At 64.6% G+C, this 17,036-nt stretch carries 17 protein-coding genes; 7 read left to right on the plus strand and 10 right to left on the minus strand.

Annotation, left to right across the window (positions count from 1 at the left end; genetic code table 11):
- Positions 1-47: 47 nt before the first annotated feature.
- Together OO12_RS22525 and OO12_RS28945 are read right to left on the minus strand one after the other, a co-directional pair.
- Positions 48-1,169 carry an NAD(P) transhydrogenase subunit alpha gene (locus OO12_RS22525; protein WP_034161010.1) on the minus strand — a complete coding sequence of 374 codons (1,122 nt, stop codon included), beginning with the start codon at positions 1,167-1,169 and terminating at the stop codon, positions 48-50.
- Positions 1,170-1,175: 6 nt separating this feature from the next.
- The gene (locus tag OO12_RS28945; protein WP_200887539.1) at positions 1,176-1,301 is read right to left on the minus strand and encodes an aa3-type cytochrome c oxidase subunit IV; all 126 of its coding nucleotides are present in this window, start codon (positions 1,299-1,301) and stop codon (positions 1,176-1,178) included.
- Between the two features lie 157 nt (positions 1,302-1,458).
- On the opposite strand from OO12_RS28945, the gene OO12_RS22535 reads away from it, so the two are divergent.
- The 3 genes from OO12_RS22535 (at position 1,459) to OO12_RS22545 (ending at position 4,661) form a co-directional block, all read left to right on the plus strand.
- Positions 1,459-2,883 (plus strand): sigma-54-dependent transcriptional regulator, encoded by a 1,425-nt coding sequence (locus OO12_RS22535; RefSeq protein ID WP_034161011.1) that lies wholly within the window; start codon positions 1,459-1,461, stop codon positions 2,881-2,883.
- 562 nt (positions 2,884-3,445) lie between these two features.
- On the plus strand, positions 3,446-4,132 hold the full coding sequence (locus OO12_RS22540) for a DNA alkylation repair protein (RefSeq protein WP_034161012.1): 687 nt from the start codon (positions 3,446-3,448) through the stop codon (positions 4,130-4,132).
- A gap of 85 nt (positions 4,133-4,217) precedes the next feature.
- On the plus strand, positions 4,218-4,661 hold the full coding sequence (locus OO12_RS22545; protein ID WP_152616604.1) for a hypothetical protein: 444 nt from the start codon (positions 4,218-4,220) through the stop codon (positions 4,659-4,661).
- Between the two features lie 188 nt (positions 4,662-4,849).
- Here OO12_RS22545 and folP read toward each other — a convergent pair whose 3' ends face one another.
- The 6 genes from folP to glmM form a co-directional block, all read right to left on the minus strand.
- Positions 4,850-5,908: a dihydropteroate synthase gene (gene folP, locus OO12_RS22550; protein WP_034161014.1), complete on the minus strand. Its 1,059-nt coding sequence runs from the start codon at positions 5,906-5,908 to the stop codon at positions 4,850-4,852.
- A 110-nt stretch (positions 5,909-6,018) separates the two neighbouring features.
- A complete protein-coding gene (locus tag OO12_RS22555; RefSeq protein ID WP_034161015.1) occupies positions 6,019-7,155 on the minus strand; it encodes a site-specific DNA-methyltransferase in 1,137 nt (378 codons plus the stop codon).
- 201 nt (positions 7,156-7,356) lie between these two features.
- The gene (locus tag OO12_RS22560; protein ID WP_235364970.1) at positions 7,357-7,959 is read right to left on the minus strand and encodes a ribonuclease HII; all 603 of its coding nucleotides are present in this window, start codon (positions 7,957-7,959) and stop codon (positions 7,357-7,359) included.
- Entirely contained in the window at positions 7,956-9,077 is a 1,122-nt protein-coding gene (gene thiD, locus OO12_RS22565; RefSeq protein WP_034161017.1) for a bifunctional hydroxymethylpyrimidine kinase/phosphomethylpyrimidine kinase, read from the minus strand. The genes OO12_RS22560 and thiD overlap by 4 nt, the downstream gene beginning before the upstream one ends.
- Complete coding sequence (locus OO12_RS22570; protein ID WP_034161018.1) at positions 9,074-9,304, minus strand: DUF1272 domain-containing protein; 231 nt, start codon at positions 9,302-9,304, stop codon at positions 9,074-9,076. Before OO12_RS22570 ends, thiD begins: the two co-directional genes overlap by 4 nt.
- 324 nt (positions 9,305-9,628) lie before the next feature.
- Positions 9,629-10,969: a phosphoglucosamine mutase gene (gene glmM / locus OO12_RS22575; RefSeq protein ID WP_034161019.1), complete on the minus strand. Its 1,341-nt coding sequence runs from the start codon at positions 10,967-10,969 to the stop codon at positions 9,629-9,631.
- 94 nt (positions 10,970-11,063) lie between these two features.
- Between glmM and OO12_RS22580 the strand changes: the two genes are divergently transcribed.
- Together OO12_RS22580 and OO12_RS22585 are read left to right on the plus strand one after the other, a co-directional pair.
- A complete protein-coding gene (locus tag OO12_RS22580; protein WP_034161020.1) occupies positions 11,064-12,323 on the plus strand; it encodes a dicarboxylate/amino acid:cation symporter in 1,260 nt (419 codons plus the stop codon).
- Positions 12,320-13,312, plus strand: a complete 993-nt coding sequence (locus OO12_RS22585; RefSeq protein ID WP_034161021.1) for an aldo/keto reductase — start codon at positions 12,320-12,322, stop codon at positions 13,310-13,312. Before OO12_RS22580 ends, OO12_RS22585 begins: the two co-directional genes overlap by 4 nt.
- Before the next feature lie 35 nt (positions 13,313-13,347).
- Here OO12_RS22585 and OO12_RS22590 read toward each other — a convergent pair whose 3' ends face one another.
- Both OO12_RS22590 and OO12_RS22595 read right to left on the minus strand, forming a co-directional pair.
- Entirely contained in the window at positions 13,348-14,040 is a 693-nt protein-coding gene (locus tag OO12_RS22590; RefSeq protein WP_034161022.1) for an NnrU family protein, read from the minus strand.
- 14 nt (positions 14,041-14,054) lie between these two features.
- Entirely contained in the window at positions 14,055-15,848 is a 1,794-nt protein-coding gene (locus OO12_RS22595; protein ID WP_034161023.1) for a peptide MFS transporter, read from the minus strand.
- A 117-nt stretch (positions 15,849-15,965) separates the two neighbouring features.
- On the opposite strand from OO12_RS22595, the gene OO12_RS22600 reads away from it, so the two are divergent.
- Both OO12_RS22600 and OO12_RS22605 read left to right on the plus strand, forming a co-directional pair.
- Complete coding sequence (locus OO12_RS22600) at positions 15,966-16,544, plus strand: nitroreductase family protein (RefSeq protein ID WP_034161024.1); 579 nt, start codon at positions 15,966-15,968, stop codon at positions 16,542-16,544.
- A gap of 39 nt (positions 16,545-16,583) precedes the next feature.
- Entirely contained in the window at positions 16,584-16,940 is a 357-nt protein-coding gene (locus OO12_RS22605; protein WP_034161025.1) for a GntR family transcriptional regulator, read from the plus strand.
- Positions 16,941-17,036 lie beyond the last annotated feature (96 nt).

A 17,036-nucleotide genomic window follows, 5' to 3' on the forward strand; every position in this document is an offset into this window, starting at 1 on the left:
CCCTCCACCAGCTTCGCTGGTCCCCCTCCCCGTGCCGGGGAGGAGTGTCATCCTAGCAGCCTCGCGTTCACGACCTGCCCGCCTTTGGTCAGCCGGATCGCATCGCCAATCTCTTCATCGAGCACTGGCCTGCCGCTTTCCTTGTCCCAGAAGGCGCTGAGGAAATTATACAAGTTGCGCGAGAACAGCGCCGAGGCATCCGCCGCGAGGCGGCCGGCGACATTCTTGTGGCCGATGATCTTCACCCCGCCGATCTCGACGACTTCGCCCAGAACCGCGCCTTCGACATTGCCGCCGGCCTCGACCGCGAGATCGACGATCACGCTGCCCGGCTTCATGCTCGCGACCTGCGCCGCCGAGATGAGGCGTGGCGCGGGACGCCCGGGGATCAGCGCCGTGGTGATGACGATGTCCTGCTTGGCGATATGGCCCGAGACCAGTTCGGCCTGCGCCGCCTGATATTCGGGCGACATCTCGCCGGCATAACCGCCCGACCCTTCGCCTTCGATGCCCGCGACATTCTCGACGAAGATCGGCTTGGCGCCGAGCGACTGAATCTGCTCCCTGGTCGCCGAGCGCACATCGGTCGCCGAGACCTGTGCGCCGAGGCGCCGCGCGGTGGCGATCGCCTGCAGCCCGGCGACGCCGACGCCCATCACGAAGACGCGCGCGGCGGAAATGGTGCCCGCCGCCGTCATCATCATCGGAAAGGCGCGACCATATTCGGACGCCGCGTCGAGCACCGCCTTGTAGCCGGCAAGGTTCGACTGCGACGACAGGATGTCCATCGACTGCGCGCGGGTGATGCGCGGCATGAATTCCATCGCCAGTGCCTCGATACCCGCTGCGGCATAGGCATCGACCCGGGCACGCTCGCCGAACGGGTTGAGCCCCGCGGCGAGCCAGGCGCCAGGCGCGGCGCCAGTGATCGATGCGGGATCCGGCCCCTGCACGCCAAGGATGATGTCGGCGCCCTTCAGCGTTTCCGCACGGCTGCCGACCTTTGCCCCCATCTCGGCATATTGGGCGTCGGCGATCGACGCCGCCTCACCCGCATTGCTCTCCACCGCCATCTCGGCACCGAGCGCGATGAATTTCTTGACCGTTTCCGGCGTCGCGGCAACGCGGCGCTCGCCCGGGGCTTGTTCCTTGAGGACCGCGATTTTCACCCGCGGCTAGCCGGCGATCAGCCAGATGACCGCGGCTGCGATCACGGCACAGGCGATGGCGCCCCATTTCAGCAAGCTGATGATGCTGTGATAGGTCGCTTCGTGCGCCTTCATGTCACTGTTGCCGGCCATGATCTCGTTCCCTGATGTGTCAGTCCCCAATTGCGCTTAGCCGCCCCCGCGCCGTCCCTCAAGTCCCGTCCCACGAGTCCCATTGAGGGGCAGTTTAAGCCCGTCTTTACCCGTCCGCATTAAGGTTACCGCAGAACGGGAAAACAGGAATGACCGAATGACGCGCAACGGACAGCGCCTCCTCATGTTGATCGACGACGAACCGGCGCAGCGCCGGCTCGTCGCGGCGCTCGCCGCGCGTCGCGGCTGGCGCGCGGTCTTCGCCCAGGATGGCGAAATGGCGATCGCCATGCTCGGCACGCAGGACGGCATGCAGCTTGATGCGATCCTGCTCGATCATTGGGCGCCCGAGGCCGATGCCAGCATGCTGATCGCCGAGATTCGCGAACGCCGCCCCGCCCTTCCCTTGCTGATGCTCACCGCCAATGGCTCGGTGGCGCAGGCCGTTGCGGCGATGCGCGCCGGCGCGACGGATTTCCTGGTCAAGCCGCTCGCCCCCGAACGCTTGCTCGCGGCGCTCGATGCGGCGGTCGCCGGCAAGGCCGCGGGCGAGTTGCGCCCGCTGACCGAAAAGATTCCCGCCTTGCTCGCCTTTGACGAGATCGTCGGTTCGGCGCCGGATTTCCGCGCCGCGCTCGCCATCGCCGCCAAAGCGGCGCGCGCACGCGTCGCGGTGCTGCTCGAAGGCGAAAGCGGCGTCGGCAAGGAAGTCGTCGCTGAGGCGGTCCATGCCGCCTCCCCGCGCGGCAAGAAGCCGATGATCACGGTCAATTGCGGCGCGATCCCCGCCAATCTGGTCGAAAGCGAGCTGTTCGGGCACGAAAAGGGCGCCTTTACCGGCGCGTTCGAGCGCAAGATCGGCCGTTTCCAGGAAGCCGATGGCGGCACCCTGTTCCTTGATGAAGTCGGCGAGATGCCGCTCGAGGCGCAGGTCAAATTGCTGCGCGTGCTGCAATCGGGCGAAATCCAGCCGATCGGCGCGCGCCATACCCGCGAAGTCGATGTCCGCGTCATCGCCGCGACCAACAAGCGCCTGATCGAGGAAGTCGAGGCGGGCCGGTTCCGCGAGGATCTCTATTACCGGCTCAACATCGTGCAAGTGACCATTCCCCCCTTGCGCGAACGCACCGGCGATATTCCGGCGCTGGCCCGCCATCTGCTCGCCCGGATCGCGCAGCAGCCGGGGCTGCGGCCGCTCGGCATCACTGACGATGCGCTGGCGCTGCTTGGCCAATATGACTGGCCGGGCAATGTCCGCCAGTTGCAGAACGCCTTGTTCCGCGCCGCCGTGCTGTGCGACGGCGCCGCGCTGACCCGTGCCGATTTCCCGCAGATCGCGGCGCTCGGCGCGCAACGCCATACCACGCCGGGCCCGTCGCCAATGGCGACCAGCGGCGGCGTCACCCTGTTCCATGCCGACGGCAATCTGCGCGCGCTGGAGGAGATCGAGGCCGATGTCATCCGCCTCGCCATCGGCCATTATCGCGGCCGCATGACCGAAGTCGCGCGGCGGCTGGGGATCGGGCGCTCGACGCTCTATCGCAAGCTTGGCGAGCTGGGGATCGACAACGCCGCCGCCTGAGGCCTGATTCAACAACGCCATCGGACCATCCCGGCGGAATCGATGCGTCGATTTTCCCGCAGCTGCGGGAGTTGTTGCGGGAGTTTCTGGGGGAAAATGCTTTTTGAGGGTTCTGCGGGAGTCTGCGGGAAAAGCTGCGGGAGTTTTGATGGATCCGCACGGGAGTTTTTCCGCTGTGCTGCGGGAGTAACGGGAGTTGCGCGCGCAATGGTCATGCTCTGCTCGATTCAACGCTGGTCATGCTCTGCTCGATTCACATCGTTGACCGAATGGGGTTTCACCGGTGACGCGCAACCTGCGCGCTGGAGACCAGGCATGACGACACCCGAACAGCATGTGAATCGAGCTGACAATCATCGCCTGTGCTCGACTCTGTTCGCATCGTGCGAATAAGATCGGGGATGACCAGTTCAGAGGCAAAAAAGCGTATCGCCTCTTTCCTGTCATTCCCGCGAAAGCGGGGATCCCGCTGCCTCGCCCCGCACTCGGAAGAAGGAGCGGGATTCCCGCTTTCGCGGGAATGACGGGGGGTGGGTCCATCACAAGCCATTCGGTTCTGGCGATGGACGACCGGATCGCCGCGGTCATTGCCGATCTGCGGCAGCATGCCGATCCGCGCTATCGTGACGATCTGGCGCGGCGCTACGGGATCATCGCGCCGACCGCGCTCGGCGTGCGCATGACGGAGATCAAGGCGATCGCCAAGCGGCTGAAGCGCGACCATCCATTGGCGCTCGCCCTGTGGGGAAGCGACATTTACGAGGCGCGGCTGCTGGTGTCGCTGATCGCCGATCCGGCGCTGACCACGCCGGAGACGATGGATGCATGGCGCGCGGATTTCGACAATTGGGCGCTGTGCGACACATTATGCTTCAATCTGTTCGATCGCACGCCGCATGCGCTGGACAAGATCCGCGACTGGAGCCGGCTGAACGACGAGTTCGGCCGCCGCGCCGCGTTCGCCTTGCTCGCCAGTGTCGCCCTGCATGACCGCAAGGCGCCGGATGGCCCGTTCCTCGACAGTCTGCCGCTGATCGAGGCCGCCGCGACCGACCCGCGCAACTTCGTCAAAAAGGGCGTGAGCTGGGCGCTGCGCGCGATCGGCGAGCGCAACGTCGCGCTGAATCGCGCGGCGACCGGGCTGGCCGAACGGCTCGCGGCATCGGATGAGCGGACCGAGCGGTGGATCGGCAAGGATGCGCTGAAATCGCTGACCGGGCCGAAGCTGAAGGCGAAATTTGGTCTTTAGGTCGCGAACCCATGAGCGGGAACGTCCGACCCTGGCGGAAAGCGGTCACCCGCCCCATAGTCGCACCCACGCTACGGAGCCAATGATGACAGCGCGGTATCTCACCAGTGATTTCCAAAGATCGCTCATCACGACGATTGATAGCTTGGACCGGTCCGCAGTGGATTTCTTCGTATCCGCACCGCTTGTGATCGACTGCAGTAATGATCGCGCCGTATTCGAGAGTCAGCTGACCGCGACGCAACGCGCATTCATCGTCGATTCCTACAAAGCGCGGGGTCGTTTTGTCAGCTGGCTTGCGCGGCCGGCTTACAATTATACGTGCGAAAAACTTCGTGAAAGGTTCCGGCTACTTGATCAAGATGCCGTGGAGAAGGTTCGAATTTTCCTTCTGGAGTGGCGTAAAGAAACCGGAAGAATGCCCTATCAGCCAGGAAAATCCGCTTCTTTAGAATCGGGTATCGACATCATTCTTCCGATCGAAGGCATACGACTTTCCTACGATCTGTCCGCCGTGAGAGAACTGTAGTTGTTGTTTGATGGCCGCAATTGGCGGGTAGGAGTCAAAGCAGGCGCTCGGGATAAACTTCGGCCGTTCGGGCCGCAGTCGAGACACATTGCGCAGCGTTTGTGGCTGTTTCTCGATCTCGACTATGCTCGAGAGGGCCCTCGCTCGAAACGAACGGGTTTTAGGGCAGTTGTTGTTTTGCCTCACCCTCAGCCCGCGACCAGGGCCTGATCCTTCATCCCACGCCAGACCCGGAGCGCCTGAACGGTTTCCGCAACATCATGGACGCGGAGCAATTGCATGCCCGTTTCCGCGCCCTTCAGCGCCAGTGTGAGCGAGCCGCCGAGCCGCTCGCTCGCCGGCGCTTCATTGGACAGCGCGCCGATCATGCGCTTGCGGCTTGCGCCGAGCATGATCGGGCAGCCCAGGCCGTGGAACAGTGTCAGGCCGTTGAGCAGAGACAGATTGTCAGCCAGCGACTTGCCGAAGCCGATACCCGGATCGACGATGATCTTCGCGCGGTCAATGCCGCCCGCGACCGCCGCCGCCACGCGCGCGTCGAGCCAGTCATAAACTTCGGTCAGCACATGGCCGTAGCCGTTGCCGCCATGCGGCCCTTTTTTCGGGTCGGGCGAGTGCATCAGAATCACTGGGCAGCCGGCACGTGCGACCACCTCCAGCGCGCGATCGTCCCACAGTAGCGCCGAGACATCGTTGACGATGGCCGCGCCCGCCTTGAGCGCCGCCTCCATCACCGCCGCCTTGCGTGTGTCGATCGACACCAGAGTGCCACCGCCGGCGAGCTTTTCGATCACCGGTACGACGCGGGCGATCTCGTCACCTTCCCACACCGTCGGCGCATTGGGGCGGGTCGATTCACCACCGATATCGATCAGCGCGGCACCTTTGGCCGCCATGTCGAACCCGGCGCCGGCCGCGTCATCGTGCCGGCCCCCATCGGAGAAGCTGTCCGGCGTGACGTTGAGGATGCCGGCGATCATCGGCTGGTCGAAGCGCAAGGTGCGATCGCCCAGCGTCAGTGGCGCGCGCGGGGTGGTGATTGCCTGATGGAGCTTTACGGCGCGATCGTTGGCGCCGAGCAGGCGGTCGAATTCGGCGATCTGGACGGTGCGGCGGGCGCCGTTCTCGATCACTTCATAGGCGCCGAACCATTGCATCCCGCCGGCGAGCCGCGCGACTTCGCCGTCACGGCCAACCGGCGTGTCGACGAACTGGATCGGGCGGAGATGGAGGGTAGAGACTGACATCAAATCAACCGTTCGTGCTGAGCTTGTCAAAGCACCGTCCTGACCTTTTCCAACGTCAAAGGAAAGAACGGCCCTTCGACAAGCTCAGGGCGAACGGAGGATAGCGATCCTTAAATCTGCGTCGCGAGCAAATAGGTCTGCCGCAGATCGTCGATCGGCTTCAGCCCTTCGGGCGTCTCATAATGCCAGAAGGTCCAGCCATTGCAGGCCGGCGCGCCCTGCAGGACCGAGCCGAGCTTGTGGATCGAGCCGGTCGTATCGCCCGACATGACCGACCCATCGGCGCGCACCGTCACACGATAGCGGCGCTTGGCGTCAGTCAGCACGGCGCCGGCGACCAGCATGCCGTTCTCGACGATCGTGCCGAAGGCGACGCGCGGTGCGGCCTTGGGGCTTTGCATGGTCTTCAGCGCGGATTCGTCGAGCGGCAATGCCGCATCGATGCGTTCGCGCGCGGCATCAACATAATCGATCTCGCGCTCGATCCCGATCCAGCGCCGGCCGAGCCGCTTGGCGACCGCGCCGGTCGTGCCGATGCCGAAGAATGGATCGAGCACCACGTCGCCCGGCTTGGTGCAGGCAAGCAGGATGCGGTAGATCAGCGCTTCGGGCTTTTGCGTCGGATGGACCTTCACGCCGCCGCGCTTGAGCCGCTCCTGCCCGCCACAGACCGGGAATTCCCAATCGCTGCGCATCTGCAGTTCGTCGTTCAGCGTCTTCATGCTGCGATAGTTGAAGGTGTAGCGCGCCTTTTCGCCCATCGACGCCCAGATCAGCGTCTCATGCGCGTTGGTGAAGCGGGTGCCCTTGAAATTGGGCATCGGGTTGGATTTGCGCCACACCACGTCATTGAGGATCCAATAGCCGAGATCCTGAATCGCCGAGCCGACCTTGAAGATATTGTGATAGCTGCCGATCACCCAGATCGCGCCGTCATCCTTCAGAATGCGCCGCGCCTCGGTCAGCCAGGCGCGGGTGAACTGGTCATAAGCGGCAAGGCTGTCGAACTTGTCCCAGTCGTCGGTCACCGCATCGACATGGCTGCCGTCGGGCCGGCTGAGATCGCCGCCGAGCTGCAGGTTATAAGGTGGATCGGCGAAGATCATGTCGACCGACTTGGCCGGCAGCGCGCGCATCGCGGTGATGCAATCCTGCATGATGATGCTGTCTAGTGGCAGCTGAACCCGTGGCTGGTCATCGACCATTGGCACCGCAACGCGCGCCTTAACCTTGTCGATAACGCCCATAAATCATTTCCCCGTTTGTATCCCGCGCATCCCTGCGGATGTGCGGACTCCGGTCAAGTGGAGAATGGTTAACGACTATGGCCACCAAATCGTTAACAAAACGGAACATTTTGGGAAGCTGCCCAGATATTGAGTCGGCACGAGTCGGCAGACTCAATGGATGGGGTGTGGCGCGAAAGACTCGGGGGGTGATTTTTTCTCTTAAAAATCGAGCCAGGCCTGCGCGACCGGCGCGAAGCTGCGCCGATGCAGTGGTGTCGGGCCATATTGGCGCAGCGCGTCGAGGTGCGTGCGCGATCCGTAACCCTTGTTCGAATGCCAGCCATAATGCGGATGCGCCTCGGCATGGGCGATCATGATCGTGTCGCGGGTGTGCTTGGCGATGATCGACGCGGCGGCGATCGACAGCGAGATCGCATCGCCCGACACGATCGCGGTCGCCGGATGGCTCCAGCGCGGCAGGCGGTTGCCGTCGACCAGCACATGGCCCGGTGCGCAGCCAAGCGCTTCGACCGCCAGGGTCATTGCCTTCATCGTCGCCCAGAAGATGTTGAGCGTGTCGATCTCTTCGGCCTCGACGATGCCGATGCCGACCATCGCGCAATCGCGCAGCCGGTCGTGCAGGCGGGTGCGTTCAGGCGCGGAGAGTTTTTTCGAATCGTCGATCCCGCGCGGCACGCCCTTTACGGGCAGGATCACCGCCGCCGCGACGACTGGTCCGGCAAGCGGCCCGCGCCCTGCCTCATCGACCCCGACAACCGGCGCGAGGCAGAGTTTTTCATGCTTGAGCGAAGGTCGGGTCACGGGATGCGCCATGGCGGAAAGCGGCGATTCTCGCCAGCCTGATAGAGGCAGATCGCATTGCCCGCGGGATCGGTCAGCCGTGCCTCGCGCCACAGCCATTCCTGCTCGACCGGCAAATGGTCGAAGGTCAGCCCGGCGGCCTGGAGCCGCGCCACTGTCGCATCGAGATCATCGCATTCGAGAAACATTGTGCTGCCCGCTCCCTGTTCGATCGAGAGCGTCGCGCCGCCGGGCGCCTCGAACCGGGCATAGTGATCCGGGCTGTCGACGATCTGCCGCAGCCCCAGCGTCGCATAGAAATCGCGCGATGCGGCATAATCGGTCATGCCGACCGTGATCTGGTTGAGCCGCGGTTCGGGGCCGAGATCGAGCCGTACCGCATGATGTCCCATCGGCCCATGTCCCCGACCGAGCCCCGGCGCGTCGCGTAGCGCGAGGCGGACGAACCGGCGCGCGCGATCTACCGCTGTCTCCAACGGATGACCCTCGGCCAGGAATGTGGCGATCGCCGAGGCAAGGGTGCAGCCGGTGCCATGATCGCTTGTCGTGTCGATGCGCGGACTATCCCAGCGCGCGACTTCGCGGTCTGAAACCAGTAACCGATCGGTGACGGTCGCCCCTTCGCCATGTCCGCCCTTAACCAGCAACGCACACCCGTGCGCGAGGATCGCCTCCTCACCGCCCAGCGCCGCGAGTTCCGGCAGGTTCGGCGTGACGATGGTGGCAAGATCAAGCAGCCGATGCATTGCGGCGGCGGTGCCGCGTTCGTTCAGCGCATCGCCACTGGTCGCCACCATCACCGGATCGAGCACGATCGGCAGGTTCGACGGCATGCCGATCAGTAAATCCCAGACCATCTCGGCGAGCTCGGCGCGGCCAAGCATACCGATCTTGATCGCATCGACCCCGATATCGTTGACCACCGCGAAAAACTGATCGGCGACGAGGTCCGTCGGCAATGGAAAGACCCGATCGACCCCGAGCGTGTTCTGCGCGGTGATCGCGGTGATGGCGGTCATCGCGTGGCCGCCAAGCATCGTCACCGTCTTGATGTCAGCCTGAATGCCCGCGCCGCCGCCCGAATCCGAGCCGGCGATGATCAGGATGCGCGCGGTCATGCCGCGCCTTTGTGGATCCGCACGGTCGAGGCGGGGTGGCGTTCGAGCCGCTTGCCGGTGCGGGTCGGGCGGTCGATCAGTTCGCCGCCGCAATTGGGGCAGACGTCGTCGAGCCCCTCGGTACAGGCGGCGCAGAAGGTGCATTCGAACGAGCAGATGAACGCACCGGGTGCGTCGGCGGGAAGATCGACGCCGCAGCGTTCGCAATCGGGGCGCATGTCAAGCATGCACCCCCTTTACCCGTTCGTTTCGCGTGAAGTCGAGAAACCTTGTGCCGGCCAGGCGAGCTCGCAGTTCGTTGCTTCCAAATGAGTTCACGCGGAGACGCGGAGCTAATTTGCGGTGGGCTGGCTATCAGGAGCGGTTGGCGCTTCAGGGACTTCTCTGCGCCTCTGCGTCTCCGCGTGAACCCCATCCACGCTGCAGCGGCGCCACTGCAATGCAAGTCGCACATTCCCCGTTTCGCGACTCCGGCCTGAACAGCCGAAGTTTATCCGGAGCGCCTGCCGTGGCAGGCAGTTGAAGGGCCTGAAAGCGCGGGAGGCGGGGATTTACCCCGCCGCCACGCGCACCGCATCGCAGATCCGGTCGACCAGCCGCGTGACCTGATCAGGGTCGTCGCCTTCCGCCATCACGCGGATCACCGGTTCGGTGCCCGAGGGGCGGATCACCAGCCGGCCCTGGCCGGCGAGTTCCGCCTCGGCTTCGGCGATCACCGCCTTGACGCTTTCGTCCTGGAGCGGCTTTCCACCCTTGAAGCGGACATTCTTCAGCAGCTGCGGCACGGGATCGAAGCGGTGCAGCAACTCGCTCGCCGGCGCGCCCGCCCAGACCAGCTCGGCCAGCACCTGCAACGACGCGACCAACCCGTCGCCGGTGGTGGCATAATCGCTGAGGATGATATGGCCCGATTGCTCGCCACCGACATTATAGCCTTGCGCGCGCATCGCCTCGAGCACTTGCCGGTCGCCGACGCCGGTGCGGATCAGCCCGATGCCCTGCGCCGCCAGATGGCGCTCGAGCCCGAGGTTCGACATCACCGTCGCGACCAGCCCGTCATTCTTCAGCCGCCCGGCACGCGCATAGCCGCTGGCGATCGTCGCCATCAGTTGGTCGCCATCGACGACATGACCGAGTTCATCGACCACGATCAGCCGGTCGGCATCGCCGTCCAGCGCAATGCCGAGCTGCGCCCCCGATGCCACCACCGTCTCGCACAGCAGGTCGGGCGCGGTCGACCCAACGCCGTCATTGATGTTCTTGCCGTTCGGCGTGACCCCGATCGCGATCACATCGGCGCCGAGTTCCCACAGCGCGGACGGCGCAACCTGATAGCCCGCGCCATTGGCGCAATCGACCACGATGCGCATCCCGTCGAGCCGCAGGCTTTCCGGAAAGGTCGATTTGGCGAAATGGATGTAACGGCCCTTGGCGTCGTCGACGCGCCGTGCGCGGCCAATCTCCGGCCCTGAGACGAGCGGGATGTCGCCGTCGATCAGCGCCTCGATCGCCAGTTCGTCCTCATCGCTGAGCTTGTAGCCATCCGGCCCGAACAGCTTGATGCCGTTATCGGCATAGGGGTTGTGGCTGGCCGAGATCATCACGCCGAGATCGGCGCGCATCGAATGCGTCAGCATCGCCACCGCCGGCGTCGGCATCGGCCCAAGCAGCACCACGTCCATGCCGACGCTGGTGAAGCCCGCGACCATCGCCGATTCGAGCATATAGCCCGACAGCCGCGTATCCTTGCCGATCACCACGCGGTGCCGGTGATCGCCGCGCTGGAAGTGCGCGCCGGCCGCCATGCCGACCTTCATCGCCATCGCCGCGGTCATCGGGTGCGCATTGGTCGCACCGCGAATGCCGTCGGTGCCGAAATATTTTCTTGCCATTCCGCGCAATCCCATTCGCTATGCGTCCAGCGTCCGTGACGCTTCAGCTTTGTACTGCCACTATACGTAATTCCAGCCATATCGAAGGATCAGCATGTCGCAAGCCACCCGTATCCTGCTGGCGCTGATCGCCGGGCTCGTGATCGGCATCGCCGCCGCATCCGCCTCGGCCGACTGGGCGCTGGCGGCGACCAAGATCACCCAGCCGATCGGATCGGCGTGGCTGCACGGATTGCAGATGGTGATCGTACCGCTGATCGTCGGCTTGCTGGTGACCGGCGTCGGCGCAACCGCCGATGCGGCGCGCGCCGGGCGGATCGCGGGGCGATCGGTGGTGATGTTCGTCATCCTGTTGTGGAGCGCGACATTGATGTCGGCGCTGCTCGTCCCGATGCTGCTCAAGCTGTGGCCGCTGCCGACGGCCTGGGCCGAGGCGCTGCGCACATCGCTGAGCCACGCCGCAGCGCCGGCCGGCAAGGTGCCGAACCTGGGCGCGTTTTTCGACACGGTGGTGCCGACCAATGTCGTGACCGCGGCGGCGGCCGACGCCTTCCTGCCGCTGACCGTGTTCGCGATCACCTTTGCTTTCGCCATCACGCGGCTGCCGCCCGAACCGCGCGCGCTGCTGACCAGTTTCTTCCAGGCGATCGTCGACACCATGCTGGTGATCATCACCTGGGTGCTGAAGCTTGCCCCGATCGGCATCTTCGCGCTGGCGTACGGCGTCGGCGCGCAGACCGGCGCGGCGGCGTTCGGCGCGCTGCTCCATTATATCGTCACCGTCTCGGCGATCGGGCTGATCGTGCTGCTCGCCGCCTATCCGGTCGCGGCGATCTTCGGGCGGGTCGGCATCCTGCGCTTCGCCCGCGCCGTCGCACCGGCGCAAGCGGTCGCGATCAGCACGCAATCCTCGCTCGCGTCGCTTCCCGCGATGCTCAAGGCAAGCGCGGAGCTTGGCGCGCCCGCGACCAGTGCCGGCATCACCCTGCCGATCGCGGTGGCGATCTTCCGTGCGACCAGCCCGGCGATGAACCTCGCGGTCGCGCTGTATGTCGCGCATCTGCTGGGCATGCCGATCGGGCCCGGCGCGCTGGCCGCCGGTGTCGCGACCGCCGCGATCACCACCATGGGCTCGGTCTCGCTGCCCGGCACGATCAGTTTCTTCGCCTCGGTCGCGCCGGTCGCGGTGGCGATGGGGGTGCCGATCGAAGCTTTGGGGCTACTCGTCGCAGTCGAGACGATTCCCGACCTGTTTCGCACCGTTGGCAACGTGACGATGGATGTCGCCGTCACCATATCCGTGGCGCGCGCCGATGGCGGCGCAACCGAACCCGATCTGGAGGCACACGCATGAAGTACCGCACGCTGGGGCAAGACTTGAAGGTTTCCGCGATCGGGGTCGGCTGCATGCCGATGGTTCGTGGCGGGAACATTGTCTATGGCACCGCCGACGACGATGAATCGACCCGCACCATCCATGCGGCGATCGACCTTGGCATCACCTTTTTCGACACCGCGCAAATCTATGGCCCGTTCGCCAATGAAGAACTGCTCGGCGCGGCGATCAAGGGCAAGCGCGACGGGCTGGTCATCGCCACCAAGTTCGGCTTTCGCTTTGCCGGCAAGGACATTGTCGGGGTCGACGGCAGCCCGGCCAATGCGCGCGAAGCCTGTGAAGGATCGCTCAAGCGGCTGGGCATCGACACGATCGATCTGTTCTACCAGCACCGCGTCGACCCGAACGTGCCGATCGAGGAGACCGTCGGCGGGATGGCCGAGCTGGTGAAGGAGGGCAAGGTTCGTCATCTCGGCCTGTCCGAAGCCGGACCCGAAACGATCCGTCGCGCCGCCAAGGTTCATCCGATCGCCGCGTTGCAAAGCGAATATTCGATCTGGGAACGCGATGTGGAGGACGATATCCTGCCCGCATGCCGCGACAATAATATCGGCTTCGTGCCGTACAGCCCGCTCGGCCGCGGCTTCCTGGCCGGCGGTATCCGCAGCCTCGATGACCTCGCCGCCGATGACTGGCGCCGCAACGATCCGCGCTATTCGGCCGAGAACATGCCCGCCAACCTCGCCATCGTCGATGCGGTGGCGGCGGTCGCGAAGCAGCATGGCGTATCGAATGCGCAGGTCGCGCTCGCCTGGCTACTCGCCCAGGGCGACGATGTGGTGCCGATCCCCGGCTTCAAGCGCCGCCCGACGATGAGCGACAGCGCCGGCGCTGCGGATGTGGTGCTGACGGCGGATGACCTCGCGGCACTGGACGCAGCCGCGCCGCGCGGCGGGACGTCGGGACCGCGCTATGCCGAGCGCGGGATGCGGATGGTGCGGCTGTAGGACTCTGCTCCTCCCCGGCACGGGGAGGAGCCAGGTCAGATCCAGCGCCATACCCCGGCCGCCCAGCCCGCGAGCGGGAGGTGCGCCCAGGTCGCGACCAGCCACAGCACCACGCCACCGGCGATATCATGGGGCCGGAATCCGCCAAATCTGGCCCGTCCGGCGGCGATCGCGGCGAAGGGCCAATAGCTGGTCTTCGCTTCCCATGCCCGCCAGCGCTCGGGCTGGAGCGCTTCCTTCTTCTTGTCCTGCAGCGCCGCGCCGACCAACGCGAGGACGATCACCGCGACCGACAGGATGATGTTCGAGCATAGCGGGAACACCGCAATATGGCTGACGCCCCACAGCGCGAAGGCCCACATCATCGGGTGGCGCGTGACTGCGAACACGCCGCGCGCCGCCGCCGGCGCGGCCCCCGGCGTGCCCGGATTGGGCAGGGCCGGATTGCCGATCAGCGACCCGAGCAGCAGCACGCTGGCGATCAGCATCACCAGCGACGCCGCCGCCCAGGTCGCGTCACCGACCTGCCATAACGGGGTTTCAGCCCCGACCGCGCGATAGGCGATAGCGAGCCAGCCCAGCGTCACCGCCGCGACCAGCGAATAGATGATGAGGAACACGCCCTCCCCGGCTCGTGCGACGATCGGCCGGCGCAGCGGATGCGACAGCAGGAAATGCGTGCCAACGAAAGCGGCCGCCGCCGCGAGAACCATTTCCGTGCCGTCCATGCCTTGTCTCCCGGTTATTTGACTCCGTGCATCCATTTCCTGAGCGGGATGGACAGCAGCATCAGCACCACGCCAAGCCCGATCGCAATCTCGGCGATGGTCATGAACACGCCGGTATAGGTGTCCAGGCTGACCTTCAAATTGGTCACCTGGCCACCGACCGTCTCCACGCTCGCCACCTGTGCGACCACGCCCGCGACATATTGCGCGACGGAGATCGACAGGAACCACAGGCCCATCATCAACCCCACGATGCGCGCGATCGACAATTTGGTGATCATGCTGAGCCCGACCGGCGAGATGCACAATTCGGCCAGGCTGTGAATCAGGTAAAGACCCGCAAGCCACCAGATCGCGACCTTATAGTCCGGGCCGGCGAATTGCGCGCCCCAGACGAGCACGAAGAAGCCAAGCCCGACCCCGACCAGCGCAATGCCGAACTTGACCGGGATCGACGGCTCACGTCCCATCGCCGCCAGCTTGGTCCAGAGCACCGCCATGACCGGCGCGAACATGACGATGAACAGCGCATTGAACACCTGAGTCTGTCCCGCCGAAATGGTGAACAGACCGAAGATCGAGAGGTCGGTATTGCGGTCGGCAAACAAGGTCAGGCTCGACCCGGCCTGTTCGAACAAGGTCCAGAACACGGTATTGAAGGTGATCAGCACCATCGCCGCGAGCATCATCTGGAACTCGGCGCGATTGCCCGCGAACCACGACCAGATCAGGATGCCGGGCACCGACAGCAGGAAAGTGCTGAACAGCAATTTGCCCATCAGCGGCAAAGCGACGAAATAGCCGATGATGCCGGAACCCGCGGCGGCTTCGCTCGCGCTCATCAGGTTGACGAACAGCAGGTAGAAGATCGGAATACCGATCGTCGCAGCCGCATAGATGCCAAGCGCACGGTCGGCGCCTTCGCGCTTGGGTGGTTCGCCAAAGCCGCTCAGGCGTCCGCCGTCGAACTGGATCAACGCCCAGGAGACGAGCATGCCCGCTGCCGCGAGACCGAAACCGGCCCACCAGCCGACCGTCGTCGCCAGCAATGGGCAGAAGAATTGCGACAGCAGCGAACCGAGATTGATGCCCATGTAGAAGATCGTGAAGCCAGCATCGCGTCGTCCATCCTTGGCGTCGTACAGCTCACCGACCATGGTCGAGATATTGGGTTTGAAGAAACCATTGCCGACCGAGACCATGCTCAGCGCGATCAGCAGGATCATGACATGGAAGGGACTGCGCTGACCGTCCGAGGTGAAACCGCCCTTGGCGATGGTTCGTGCCGGCTGGCCATCCGCGCCAAGCAGCGAGACCGATCCGTCGTCATTGCCCTTGATCGCGAGCTTCGACGTTCCATCGATGACATAGCGAGTCTCGACCTCGCCCTTCTTTTCGATGCTGACTTCGTAGCGCTGGCCATCGATCGTCGCATAGGGTTTGGCGGTTTCGCCACCGAAGCACAGCGTGAAATAACCGATCGCCATCAGGATCGCGCCGAATTTCACGGCGCGCTTCGAACCGAGATATTGGTCGGCGAGATACCCGCCGACCAGCGGCGTCAGATAAACCAGCGCGGTATAACCACCGTAAAGGCCGGTCGCGGCGCGATCGCCGAACAGGAAATGCTGCGTCAGATACAGCGTGAGCAGCGCACGCATGCCGTAATAGCCGAACCGCTCCCACATTTCAGTGGTGAACAACCGCGCGAGTTGCGGCGGATGGCCGAACCAGGTTTTGTCCGCGGCCGGATTGACGTGGCTGATATCCGGCTCGCGCGGGGTGTCCGCGGTCGGGGTGTCCACCATTTTTAATTAGCTCCCTGAATGCCTTGGCGCCGTCAAACGCGGCGCTCCTTATGGCGCGAGACACTAGCGGCAATCACGGGGGTGTAAATATGGCTCCCGGCCCCCTAACTGGCGGCCATGTTCAACGATCTCTCCACCCCGCTCTCCTATCTCGCCACGCGCCGCTCGGGCAAACCGCGCGACCTGGTCGCGCCCGGCCCCGATGCGGCCCAACTCGAGACGATTCTGCAGATCGCCGGGCGCACGCCCGATCATGGCAAGCTCGCGCCGTGGCGCTTCGTCGTCGTGCCGGCCGGAGCGCGCGACCGCTTCGCCGCGATGCTGCTCGACGCGTACCGGCTCGAACGCCCCCAGGCCGCCCGGCTCGAGATCGAAGCGGTCACTCAGTTCGCGCACCAGGCCCCGACTTTGGTCGTCGCCTTGTTCAGCCCGCGCACCGAAAGCCATATCCCATTATGGGAACAGGAGCTCTCGGTTGGAGCGGCGTGCATGAATCTGCTTCATGCCGCGCACGCCATGGGCTTTGCGGGCGGCTGGCTGACCGGCTGGGCGACCTATTCGGACATGGTCCGCGACTCGCTTGGCGCGGCGCCGGAACGGGTGGCCGGATTCATGTTCCTCGGCACCACGACCAAGCAATTTGAAGAACGTCCAAGGCCTGATTTAAGCACAATTATTACAGAGTGGAGTGTTTAAATGACTGGACTAAACAGCCAATTGCTGTATTAGAGCAGCATGACAGCGCTTAATTCCGAAGACAGTCCGGTCTATATCAAGCTGCGTGCCACCATTTCGGCGGCGATCCTGCGCGGTGATTTCCGCGCCGGCGATCAGCTTCCCTCAGTCCGCGCTCTGGCCGCCGAACATGGCGCCAATCCGCTGACTGTCGCCAAGGCCTATCAAAGCTTCCAGGACGATGGCTATGTCGAGGTGCGGCGCGGCGTCGGCATGTTCGTGCTGGCCGGAGCAGCCGAAAAATTGCGCATCGCCGAGCGCGACCATTTCCTGCGCACCAGCTGGCCGCGTATCCGCGACCATATCGCGCTGCTTGGGCTCAATGCCAGCGATCTGCTGGAACGCGAACGCGTCTGAGCCACGACTCGAGCGATTTTTAGTCGCGCCAATCCCGTGCCGTCATCGAACCGTCATCCGATTGTCCTAGCGCGCTCTCGAGCCGCCGGGTAATCG

It is taken from the genome of Sphingomonas sp. ERG5 (assembly GCF_000803065.1).
Taxonomy (GTDB): domain Bacteria; phylum Pseudomonadota; class Alphaproteobacteria; order Sphingomonadales; family Sphingomonadaceae; genus Sphingomonas.